This window comes from Parabacteroides sp. AM58-2XD, from assembly GCF_003463685.1.
Lineage (GTDB): Bacteria > Bacteroidota > Bacteroidia > Bacteroidales > Tannerellaceae > Parabacteroides > Parabacteroides segnis.
On record NZ_QSDP01000149.1, the window covers coordinates 1 to 11,243 of the forward strand.

Here is an 11,243-nt window from a genome sequence, read left to right on the forward strand (position 1 = left end):
CCATTTCTTAAAGCTTTCTATCTGAGAGAAATGTGGCTAAAGCCCAAAAAAGAACCAGCTTATAAACCGTCAGCTAAAGCAGACGGCAAATGAACCTGTAACAGATGAGCCACTTTGACAGTTGGATAGTTCAATTATTTCTACTACGGAATTGCTGTACCGTTTGTTGAATATGTAACGTATCGCGTGCGGTGGCATTGGCGGCGTTGCGGATTAACAGTAAGGCGGAGCGTTCGGCGGCATCGGCAGCATCCTGGCCGGTCAGGGTGACGGTGTAGGTGCGTTTGAGGCCGGTGGAGGCTTTTGTATTCGTTGATTCTCCCTGTTGGACGTTGATCCATGCTGCCCCTTCATACCCTTCCGGATAAACTACTTTCGTATCCGTATCGAACGGACAGACGGCTGTGAAAGTGAAAGAGGTATCCGTACCAGTTGCCGGGTAGGCGACCGTCTTCGTATCCGCAGTGTAACTGCCTCCCGTCCCGCCGCAGGTGATCTCCGCCAGTTCCGGCACAACCTTCTGCGTCGGCTTCACGTTGATGGTGTCGACGGCATCCCAGTCGGCTACCTGGATATTGAAGGTGACGTCTGTCTGGTCGGGAGCCGGGTTGATCAGGATCAGGTAACGATGGTTGCGTTCGATCAGGACCGGCTCTTTGTCTTTGTTCACGAACGGGATCACACGGCTGAACGGTGCGTCGCGGAACAGGCCTTTGATCTCGACAGTGGTCGAGGTTACCGTGTTGTTGTCGTCGTTCTCGCTGGTGTATAGTTCGTGCTAGAGGCGTTGTTCGATGGTTCCGGTGGCCATCTGGTCGTCTATTTCGTCGAAGCCGTCGGTTCCGGCTGTACCGGTCTGTGCAAACACGAGGATTTTCTTTGTCCCGCTGTTGTCTATCCAGGCGTAGTCGGTTGTCAGGCAGGGAACGGTCCACGGTTCGGCGGTGGCAGGGATTACGTAGCTTTGCCGTTTGGCGTTCACTATGCGGGCCGATTCGAGTACGAAACCTTCTTCTGGCTTCTCCTTTTTATAAGCCCGGTTGGTGATGTCGATGCGGGCGGCGAGGCGTTGCATCTGAAAACTCATGCCGGTGGTCGTCGACTTGCGGATCATCCCGTGGTTTTCGGCATACATCATCAGCCATAGTGATCGTCATCCTCGGATTGGCAGAAGGAGTGGAAGGCATGGCGGATGCGTAGCACAGGGCTTCCTGTAGTTTGGCATAGGTATTCTGGTTGTTTGTCTCGTCGAAAACATCGGTGGCATTGGCGACGGCTACCACCCAGCAGTCGAAGCCCGCTCCTTCACGCAGGATAAAGTCGCAGGTATATTCGCCGTCGGCTGCCTGGGTGATGGTGACGCTGTCTGTTTCCAGCGGGGTAGCGGTGGTGACTTCCGTCATATCGAACACATAACGCTGGAAAGGAACAAATTCCTGATCCGCTTCTTTGGCGGGGTAGACATAGAAGGACAGTTTATTGATCTTCTTCTCTTCGGTAGTCGCGGCAAACGATTCGCCGATGACACGTGTCGTCGTACCGTTACGGAAAGACAGTTGCAGGCGGGTACCGTCGGCCGGTGTCTCTGTATCTCCCTTTTTCACAATTTCATTTAGTTCTGTATAAGGAATTGAAATCAACTCTGTAAATTTCTTTTGAGTGATTTTACGTGATAATAACTCATCTTTCACTACTTCACCAGGATGAGTTGGCTTATAAGGTCTTAATTCTTTACTCATAACACTTTTACTTATAATGATTCGACAATTTAAGAATGGTACAAACTGTAATAACAGGTTCTTTTCTCATATAGTTTCCGCAAATAGGATTGTCCGAACTCGATTTTCATAGCTAATAAGTTTTGTTTGGTAAAGATAAATAATTAATTCAGTAAGTTGAACCACTTCAGAGATAAATATTTAATCTTTTCCTAACAAAACCAAACGTTATAAATAAATTCATTTTATTTCCCCCCACCATGTCAAAGATCGTTATCACTACTAGGGTTTGCCGGAGACGGATACCATGCGGCGCAGTTCCTCCCAGTCTTCCGCCACGCTGCCGCAGATCACCGGGCAGCCTTCCGGCAGGTAACGGCGGCTGATGTACGTGCGGAACTCTTCGGCACGCTGGCGCGACAAGGTCTCGTTATGCTGGTAGGCCCCTTCGGGCAAGGCGTAGCCGGTGACCAGCACCTGCCGGAACTGCGAGATGCCGGATTCTTTCAGGCGACGGAACAGGCTGTCGGCATAGGCGAGTTCTTCCGGGTTCTTCCCGAAGTCAGGCTCCACGCGGATACTGCCTTGGCAGTGGGTTCGCCGGCTATCTTCACGCAGGGCGGAACGAGCGCCAGGTCGGCGGTCAGCACCTCGTCGGCAAGCACCTCTCCACGGCAGCAGTTGCGGCTGATCTGGCGGAGCGACAACCTGGCGTTGCGCATCCAGGAGGTGTAAGGTACGCGGACCGTATAGTCGATTTCGTGGCGGCTTCCTTTTTTCGGGGACACGATGCGGCGGTAGTAGTCACTGCCAGGGATACGGGTCGATGGGTCGACCGCCAGGGCGCGGGTATCGTAACGGGCACGGCGGCGGTCGCTTACTACGATAGCCTGAAGTGCCAGCGAATGCCCATTGGCTTCGAGGCGGGGTTCGAGGACCAGGCTGCGCGATGAAGGGACACGGATATCTTCGAGCACGATATGCAGAGAGAGCGAGACACTGTCGTCGTCGCCCACCGAAGCGCCGCCCATCGAAAGGCGGATACCGGGTTGCTGCGCTTCCGTTGTAACGGGAGAGAGCAGCCATCCGGTGCATGCTATTATAAGATATCTTTCATACGGGGAAGGTTGTCAGTGGATAAAAAAGATCAGGGAAACGCCCGCACGGGTCGGACCGAAATAATGGCGGCGGTAACTGGCTATGACTTCCGTACAGTCATAACACACATATTTATCGTATTGCATATAGCATAGCCGGCACCGACAAACGTTTCCAGTCCCCAATGACGGCCGATCACCCAATTGATACCCCCAGGTCAGTCCGCCGCCGTAGAGTGAGCCGCGGTAGTTTTTCTCTTCCAGTCCGGGGATAAAGGGGATTTGTCCGATATTGAAATGTCCGTAATGTCCATGTAATCCAAAGAAGTGCCCTTCGTAAGTCTGGCAGGGCCAGTAGCGGAGTTCGGGTTGCACGAGGTAGTGTTTCTGTGACATATCATCTTTAAATTCCCAGGCATTATACGCTCCCCAAAGGTCGAGTGACAGTTTTTTACCCATCCGAAACTCAAAACCCATATTCGGGGTGGTAGTACTCCAATAAAGCAGGTTACTTTTCAATGCGACATGTTGTCCTTTCATTGGAAAGACGGATAACAAAGTGATCGTTATTATTAGATAGATTGATATTTTGTTCATGTTTTTCCTCTTCTACCCTGTACCTTATTTACGAAATAAGGTATTATGCTTTCCCAGTGACAAGATTATCCACGACCTTTGTAATCTTCCTGTTAGCTCTTTTCATGATGGATTGATCCAGTGAATCGAGATAGAAACGGGTGGATTGTTCTGAGGTGTGTCCGAGGGCCTGGCTGATGACGGCTATCGGTGTGTTTTGCCGCAGAGCTTCGGTAGCCCAGGTATGGCGCGCCTGATAGGAGGTGAGCGTTACCGGATGCCTGAGATAGTTGCCGATAATTTTCAGGTCGGCGTTGTAGCGCACCAGCTGGTACTTATAATAGCTGCGGCTGCCTCCGTCTTCGAAAAGGATAGGGAAGAGGTAACGGCTGTCTTTGCGGGCATACCGTTTGATGATCATCCGCATGCTCGGAGTGATACTGACCTGTACCCGCATTCCGGTCTTCTGCCGCTGGTAGACGATATCCTTTCCCACGATATTGTCGCGTGTGAGATGTGCCAAATCAACGAACGGCATGCCGCAAGCCATAAAGCAGAAAAGGAAATAGTCGAGCGACCGGCGCAGTCCGGTGCTTGCCGAGGGTTGCATCTGCGCCAGTTCGCAGACCGCCTGCGAGGAAAGCGCGCGTTTGACGGTGATCTCCCGGCGCAGCCGCAGGTGTGCGAATGGAGATTTTTCGGGTATCTCAAACAATCCCGTCCTGCCTGCCCGGTTGTAGAGGGCGCGAAAACCCCCGACATAGCTGTTGACGGTATTGACCGCCAGCCCTTCGTCGCGCAGCGATTGGGCAAAATCGTCCACAAACGCCACCGTCACCCTGCCGAAAGTCAGCGTGCCGCCTTAGGGAAACCTGTGCAGCCGGTTTATTCGCTTAATCTGGTGAATGAAGTGTTTGAGCCTACTCTCGAAGGATATTACCACCACTATGCGATGGGCATATCGAACACACGGATCATATCATCGACGACTTGCAGTTGATCTTTGTCGAACTGCCCAAATTCACTCCTCATACTTATAGCGAGAAGCGTATGCACGTCCTTTGGCTTCGTTTCCTGACGGAGATAAATGAATCTACCGTGTCGTCCTGAAAGAACTGCTCGAGACTCCTGAAATCACGAAAGCTCTGACAGTTCTTGAAGAATCGGCCTTTACCGACGAAGAACTGGCCGGATACGAACATTTCTGGGATGGCATCAGCGTGGAAAGAACACTCTATAACAGCGCTATACGTGAAGGAAGAGCTGAAGGTCAGTGTACTGGTTTGCCAATAGATGAGATTGAACATCTTTAGAGGAAATGATCCGGTAAATCTTATTTATTCCCGAATCTGACCTTCCTCTGTGATCAATACGATCTGTAATTTATCCGGGGGAAGGAGCGGGATACAATGTGCATAGCATTTCTTCAAAAGGAGAGAAAAGAAGGGTGATTGTTCTCCGGAAGGGAATAACTGCCAGAGTTCGCGGGCGAGGGTAATCGTTTCGATCTGCCGGACTGCTGCTTCGGGGCAGCCGGCTTCGCGGGCGGTTTCCTGAAGGAAGTTTTTGTTCATGACTACTTTCTTGCTGTGGGTATCCAGAAATCCCTCCGCCAGCTTGACTGCTTTTCCGATCATGATCCCCATGACTACTTGGTCGAAGGAGAGCGCCGAGGCTATTTTCAATGTCTCGCCGATAAAGTTTCCGTAGTGTACGAAAGCCTGGGGTGGTAATTCCGCGTAACGGGCTTTCAGATACCGTTCGCTTTTAGCTCCTGAATTGATGACCAGTGTCCGGCAGCCGATGGCTTTGGCTACTTCGGCTTCTTTGCGGATAGAGGCGATGAAGGCGTCGGTGGAGAAAGGGCGTACGATGCCGGATGTCCCGATGATGGAGATGCCGCCAACGATGCCCAACTTCGGGTTGAATGTCCTGGCGGCGAGTTTTTCTCCGCCGGGAACGGAGATCGTGACTGTCAGTCCGGGACTCGGCGGCAGGTGTTTAGCAGCCGGGTTGTTCTGACGGAACGCTTGTAAAACAGCAGCCAATTCATCCGTGATCATTTTGCGGGGTGTCGTGTTGATGGCAGGACCTCCGACTTCCAGCCCTAATCCGGGCAGAGTGACTGTGCCTACTCCCGGACCAGCGACGAAACGGACAGGTGCATCGTTGGAGGCTGTCGAAAAAGCCACGTTGGCAACGATCATAGAGCCATTGGTGACATCCGGGTCATCACCGGCGTCTTTGATGACTGAACAGGTCGCGCTGTCACCGTCCCATTCGGTTGCGGCAACCGGCAAGGTGATTATTTCGCCCGAGGGCAGGGTGATGGATGCGGCTGTTTGTTCCTCTTTGCTTAATAGGGCGGTCAGGGCCGCTTTAGCTGCTGCCGTGGCACAGGCTCCGGTCGTATAGCCGTGATGCAGGGGAAAGAACTCCGGCAGCAGGCGTTCGATCTGTTTGCGTAATCCATTCTCTCCGTAAACGATATAGAATGTTTCGGGCAATGCCGGCCGTTTGACAACGAATACGGGGATGGAACGTTTGCGGGCAGCCGTCACTTTCTCGTTGAAATAGCCTGACCGGCCGCTTTCCTTGGTGATAACGGCATCCGGTTGCAACCGGTCCATCAGTGCTCCGGTATCGTCTTCATCCTGATAGAAGCACAGATAGTCCGCAGGAAATCCCTGACGGGTGGCGGTTGTGAGCGACTCTTCGCGTTCAAGAATGCGGAACCATGCCGGGTGCTTTTCCCACCAGGGGCGTAGCGGGGCGATGGTGTTTACTCCGGTGAGGGCAAGCAGGTGTCGGATGCCATGTTCTTCCAGTTTACGGATGGCGTCGTCGTAACTGTCGCACCAGACCAGATCGGGGTCGCGGGGCGGATAACGCCGTTCGTAACGGATCACCGGCAATCGGAGGGAGGAGGATACTTCTGCAACCGTGTGGTGCAGGGCCGAGGCGAAGGGATGGGCGGCGTCGACCAGCAACCGGATGTTTTTCTCCCGGCAAAATGTTTCCATCGCTGCCGTATCCATGCCTCCGGTCAGGCGGATGCCATGCGCGCACTCTATTTCCTGGAGCGCGCCTTTGGTCGAATAATAATAAGGTGCACTTCCTTCGTCTGCGATGCGGACACTGGCCCGTCCCTCCGTTGTTCCTCCCAATATCAGTATCATAGCCTTTTCTGAAACAGGTTATTTACGGAACAGGTGTTTGAACTCGTCGGCATAAAGGCGTGAGAGGCCTTCGCGGTTGTCGATCGCATCGCCTACCACCAGCAGGGTGGTCAACGTCAGATGGTTCTCTTTGACGATTTTCGCCAGGTCTTTCAGTTCTCCGCGGTAGATGCGTTCGTCCTTCCAGGTCAGTTTATAGCAAGCGGCTACCGGTGTGGTAGGGGCGTAGTGTTCGAGAAGTTCTTCCTGCACCTTGTCCGCTATGCCTGCACTGAGGTAGATGCACATCGTGCTTTGGCTGGCGGCCAGTTTGTGCAACTGCTCTTTTTCAGGCATCGGCGTGCGGCCTTCGCCACGGGTGAGAATGATGGTCTGTACCTTTTCCGGGATGGTGAACTGCGAGCGCAAAGCGGCAGCGGCAGCCTGGAAAGAGGATATCCCCGGGGTGATATGATAACTCATATGGAACTGGTCGAAGAAAGCCATCTGCTCTTGTATCGCCCCGTAGATGCAGGGGTCGCCGGTATGCAGGCGCACAACGAACTTACCCCTGTCGTAGAACTCTTTCATCAGGATGAACTGCTCTTCCAGGTTCATATCTGCCGAACTGCGTACGGTGGCTCCCGGTTTCGCACAATAGGTCAGTTCTTTTGGGACGAGGCTGCCGGCATACAGGATCAGGTCTGCCTTTTCGAGCATCCTCCTGCCACGTATCGAGACTAGTTCCGGATCGCCCGGACCGGCACCGACTATTTCGATATGGCCTTGCCGCTGTACGGATTTATCCATTGCCACGGCAAATGTATAATCGTTGCTTTCTCCCAGCTGTCCCTTTTGTTTCTCCAGCAACAGGAGTCCACCTCCGGCACTTTGTATCGCCGCGGCTTCCGCCACGCTCGATGACTGGGTGACTTCCTTTACCTTGGCGGAAGGGTTGGGGACGGCGAGTTTGTTCAGAATGTCTGCCGGGTAGGTCTTGAACGGACAGTCCATAATGCCGTAGGCCAGCAGGGCCAGTAGCGCTTCGTCCTTTTTCAGGTCGATGGAGGATATGTCGGCGATAGACTCGGGACAGAGATTGTTGTCGATCAGGGTGGCGATGATATGCTGGTGCATCTCGACAGGATCGCCTTTGAGGTCTTTTCGGCAGCCGATACCCAGGTGCAGCACTTTCGGGAAGTAGGAGACCATCTTGATATCCGCTTCGTAGATAAACGGCCCGACGGTGATCACCAACTCGAACTGGTCGAGGGGAATGTCTGAGAATTTATTGAATATACGGACATGGTCCGGACAGGTGTGTTCGAGGTATTCCGTACCCTTCTCGCGTACATTTAATATAAGGGCTGTCGGTTTTTTATTGACGAAGGCGGCAATGCAGGCATTCATCGCATTTTCATTGTCCGTCAGGTCGTCGGCTACGACAGACCAACCGAATTTTTCTCCCAGCGTATCGAGCGCCCACAATCCGGTATTATCGCTTTGGGTTGTGACAATGGCGTTGCCCCCGAGTACCTGTGCCAGTTCGATGCTCAACTCGTTTGCCCCTCCGATATGGCCGGAGAGGACCGGGATGATATATTTACCGGTACTGTCGATGCAGACGACCGCCGGGTCAGTATGCTTGTCCATTATATAAGGAGCGATGCAGCGTACGCAGATACCCATTGCCCCGATAAAGATGATCGCGTCCGACTGGAGGAACAGGTCTCCGACAATGGTGTCGATCGATTCCATTACTATCGTCTCTTCCTGCGATTCCTTGCTGTAGATCACAGCGTCAGGATATTGTTTCTTTATTTGCCGTGCCAGCGGCAGACTGCTGACCGATACCACGACGATTGCTACTGATCGTTTATTCATCGTTCTTCTATTTTGCTTCTTTAAATGCCTTTAGTATGGTGATCGGGTTATAATCGCCGACACTTACATGCAAAGGTTCGTCTAATTTTAATCCGGCTTCGTGAACCGATTCTATAAATAACTTTTCACTCTCTTCGGATACGGAGTTGAATACCAGCAGGCCGTCGGGAGCGAGATAACGGGCTACTTTGCCTACAATCTCTTTCAGCTTGCCTCCGTGCCCGCCGATAAATACGGCATCGGGTGCGGGCAGGTCAGAAACGTCTTCCTCCATGAAGTCACATATATGTACGTCGATACCCGGTGCTCCCAGTTTCGAACTGTTTTCTTCCATCAGTTTCCAGCATTCCTTGCGGATCTCGAATGCGTGGATGTGGAGATGGGGATATTGCCTTTTCGCTTCGATGGAAACCGATCCCGTACAGAAACCGATATCCCAGAAATGGTTGCACATCGGGAGCATCAGCATGCTCATATCCAGTATCCGGACAGGCGCTTTCGTGATCATGCGTTCCCTGCCATCGAGCAGTTCGAACAGTTTGTCGGGAATGCCCAGCGGACGGTAGGTGATATCGTTATACATCCGTTGCAGTATTACGCAATTCGGGCTGTCGATGGGATATTCTTCCACTTCCGACAGGGCAAGCGAGCGTGAGATGCGCTGCTTTTCCGGGTTGCCCAGATGTTCTCCTATATACATTTTATATTGTGTGAAACCGTATTTCAGCAGGCGCATAGCGATGGAGGCCGGGGTACGCACATGGTCGGTCAATACTCCGATTTTCCCCCGGTTTTCTATCAGTGCGCGGTCGAGTTCATGCCATGGACGTCCGGTGAGGGATACCATGGTCATGTCTTCATACGATACTTTTAGTTCGTGCGAAAGCATCTGTAGTGAATTGAACGAGGGCAGGAGCGTTATTTCCGCTTCCGGCATCCGTTTAAGTATCGTTGAAGCAAATCCGTAGAACAAAGGGTCGCCCGAAGCGAATACAACGATCTTCTGATGGTATTCGTATTCGTCGAAAACGTTGTCGAGCGGTACTTTAATATCGATCCATATAGCATCCGGCGGCAGGAAAGGCATGACGATCTCATGATGGCGCTTGCCTCCTGAAAAGTATGTGTTGTTGTTGATTATGTCTACTATTGTCTTGTTGTTGCTGATGTAGTTGGGGTCATCGGGAATGCCGATGACGGTGAATTGTGTTCTCATACGTCTCTTCCTGGTTTTAAATTAATAGCGTCGTTGTAACAAAGTATAGCGTTAGTCAGTGTAGCCGCAAGGTTACTTCCACCTTTCCGTCCTTCAACAATGAGTTTAGGGATGGAGGTGAACGGTTTGACCATATGTTTCGATTCCTGTACGTGCACAAAACCGACGGGGGCGGCGATGATTCCGGCAGGGGTCGCTTTTCCTTTGCGGATCAGGTCGCATAGTTCCATCAGTGCCGTCGGGGCATTACCGAATACGAATAGAGCGTCCGGATGTTCGCTAACCGCGATCCGTATGCCGGCCTGTGTGCGGGTGATCCCTTTTTCGGCAGTGAGGGCAACGGTTTTCTCGTCTTGCAGGTAACATTTCACTTCGAGTCCCATGCGTTGTAAAGCACCTTTACGGATGCCGGATGCTGCCATAGTGACATCGGTGATGATGGTACGGACTGCGCCGCTGCTTAGTTTTTCGTAGAGCATGGAAACGGCATTATCGTCTACCCGCAGTACGTTTTCCATATCGAAATCGGCTGTTGTATGGATGGCATGCAGCAAGGCCCATTTCTTGTCTAACGGAATATCCTGGTTTTTCAGTTCTTTCTCGATGGTACGGAAACTGCGGATCATGATGTCCTGTCCGATTCCGGTTTCCTTGGCGGCCATCTTGATTTCGCCATAATACCCACGCGGGGTAATCATTTTATTTTCAAACTTATAGGTCTGTGAGTTGCCGATAAGGATGACGGTGAACATATCCACCTGTTCCGGGTCGAAGTCTGCCAGTGTAGTGATCGTCACTTCCTGTTCTTCGCGTCCTGCCTGGCGGACAAAGCCGACCGGTATTTGCGGATCGCGTTCCTGTAGGAAAATTTCAATCAGGCGGTAGAACTGCCAGTAGCGGCCTTCGCTTTTGGGATTATAGATGGCGGTGATAAAGTCTGCCGAAGCGGCAGCTTTAATGCGTTTTTCTATCAGTTCCCACGGTGTCATCAGGTCGGAGAGGGAGATCACGCAAAAGTCATGTCCTACCGGGGCACCCAACAGGGAGGCTGCCTTCTGGAAAGCACTGATCCCGGGCAACACTTCGATGCTGATATCACTTCCTTTTTCGCGTTTCATCTCGTAGATAAGCGGGGCCATCCCGTAGATGCCGGCATCGCCGGAGCTGATAACGGTTACTACTTTGCCTTCGGCCGCATAATTATATGCTTCTTCGGCACGTGCCTTCTCCCGTTTCATCCCTGAGTCGATACATATGGCTTCGGGACGGATTATCTTTTCAATGAACCGGAAGTAATATTTGTATCCCACGATAACGTCCGATTGCCGGATGGCAGATAACACTGCGGGAGTAATGTCTGATTCACTGCCGGGTCCGATACCGGCTACGATTATTTTACCTGTGCTCATTTATTCAACTATTATTCAATTTCAGGTCTATCATCTTCTTTCTTTTTGAAACTATAACGTGAACGCATTATTGTATTCATTGGATTTACAAGTGCATTCATATTATCAATCAAATCATCATAATTAGTATCTACATTATAGATAACCATTGAATTGGTATAATTATTATTTCTTGCATATTTTTT

10 protein-coding genes and 2 pseudogenes are annotated in these 11,243 nt (G+C 51.6%); 1 reads left to right on the forward strand and 11 read right to left on the reverse strand.

Features of this window, described 5'->3' with window-relative positions; translation table 11 throughout:
* Window positions 1-130 precede the first annotated feature (130 nt).
* The 7 genes and pseudogenes from DXA15_RS23230 to DXA15_RS28125 form a co-directional block, all read right to left on the reverse strand.
* On the reverse strand, window positions 131-670 hold the full coding sequence (locus tag DXA15_RS23230; protein ID WP_128135611.1) for a hypothetical protein: 540 nt from the start codon (window positions 668-670) through the stop codon (window positions 131-133).
* Between the two features lie 108 nt (window positions 671-778).
* Window positions 779-1,087, reverse strand: coding sequence for a hypothetical protein (locus DXA15_RS23235; protein ID WP_128135612.1), 309 nt, complete (start codon window positions 1,085-1,087; stop codon window positions 779-781).
* Window positions 1,029-1,739, reverse strand: coding sequence for a fimbrial protein (locus DXA15_RS23240; RefSeq protein WP_128135613.1), 711 nt, complete (start codon window positions 1,737-1,739; stop codon window positions 1,029-1,031). Before DXA15_RS23240 ends, DXA15_RS23235 begins: the two co-directional genes overlap by 59 nt.
* Before the next feature lie 261 nt (window positions 1,740-2,000).
* On the reverse strand, window positions 2,001-2,291 hold the full coding sequence (locus DXA15_RS23245) for a hypothetical protein (RefSeq protein WP_233567572.1): 291 nt from the start codon (window positions 2,289-2,291) through the stop codon (window positions 2,001-2,003).
* 557 nt (window positions 2,292-2,848) lie between these two features.
* The gene (locus tag DXA15_RS23255; protein ID WP_128135615.1) at window positions 2,849-3,412 is read right to left on the reverse strand and encodes a DUF3575 domain-containing protein; all 564 of its coding nucleotides are present in this window, start codon (window positions 3,410-3,412) and stop codon (window positions 2,849-2,851) included.
* A gap of 43 nt (window positions 3,413-3,455) precedes the next feature.
* Complete coding sequence (locus DXA15_RS23260) at window positions 3,456-4,106, reverse strand: site-specific integrase (RefSeq protein ID WP_128135616.1); 651 nt, start codon at window positions 4,104-4,106, stop codon at window positions 3,456-3,458.
* A gap of 51 nt (window positions 4,107-4,157) precedes the next feature.
* A pseudogene (locus DXA15_RS28125) lies at window positions 4,158-4,229 on the reverse strand (hypothetical protein); the annotation flags it as partial.
* A 36-nt stretch (window positions 4,230-4,265) separates the two neighbouring features.
* Here DXA15_RS28125 and DXA15_RS23265 point away from each other — a divergent pair.
* Window positions 4,266-4,662: pseudogene (locus DXA15_RS23265) on the forward strand (PD-(D/E)XK nuclease family transposase); the annotation flags it as partial.
* 66 nt (window positions 4,663-4,728) lie between these two features.
* On the opposite strand, the gene cbiD reads toward DXA15_RS23265, so the two are convergent.
* The 4 genes from cbiD to cobJ are packed head-to-tail and all read right to left on the reverse strand — an operon-like array spanning window position 4,729 to window position 11,058.
* Window positions 4,729-6,570: a cobalt-precorrin-5B (C(1))-methyltransferase CbiD gene (gene cbiD / locus DXA15_RS23270; protein ID WP_128135617.1), complete on the reverse strand. Its 1,842-nt coding sequence runs from the start codon at window positions 6,568-6,570 to the stop codon at window positions 4,729-4,731.
* A gap of 18 nt (window positions 6,571-6,588) precedes the next feature.
* On the reverse strand, window positions 6,589-8,433 hold the full coding sequence (gene cobM, locus DXA15_RS23275; RefSeq protein WP_128135618.1) for a precorrin-4 C(11)-methyltransferase: 1,845 nt from the start codon (window positions 8,431-8,433) through the stop codon (window positions 6,589-6,591).
* A gap of 7 nt (window positions 8,434-8,440) precedes the next feature.
* On the reverse strand, window positions 8,441-9,649 hold the full coding sequence (cbiE, locus tag DXA15_RS23280; protein WP_128135619.1) for a precorrin-6y C5,15-methyltransferase (decarboxylating) subunit CbiE: 1,209 nt from the start codon (window positions 9,647-9,649) through the stop codon (window positions 8,441-8,443).
* Window positions 9,646-11,058 (reverse strand): precorrin-3B C(17)-methyltransferase, encoded by a 1,413-nt coding sequence (gene cobJ / locus DXA15_RS23285; RefSeq protein WP_128135620.1) that lies wholly within the window; start codon window positions 11,056-11,058, stop codon window positions 9,646-9,648. The genes cbiE and cobJ overlap by 4 nt, the downstream gene beginning before the upstream one ends.
* Window positions 11,059-11,243 lie beyond the last annotated feature (185 nt).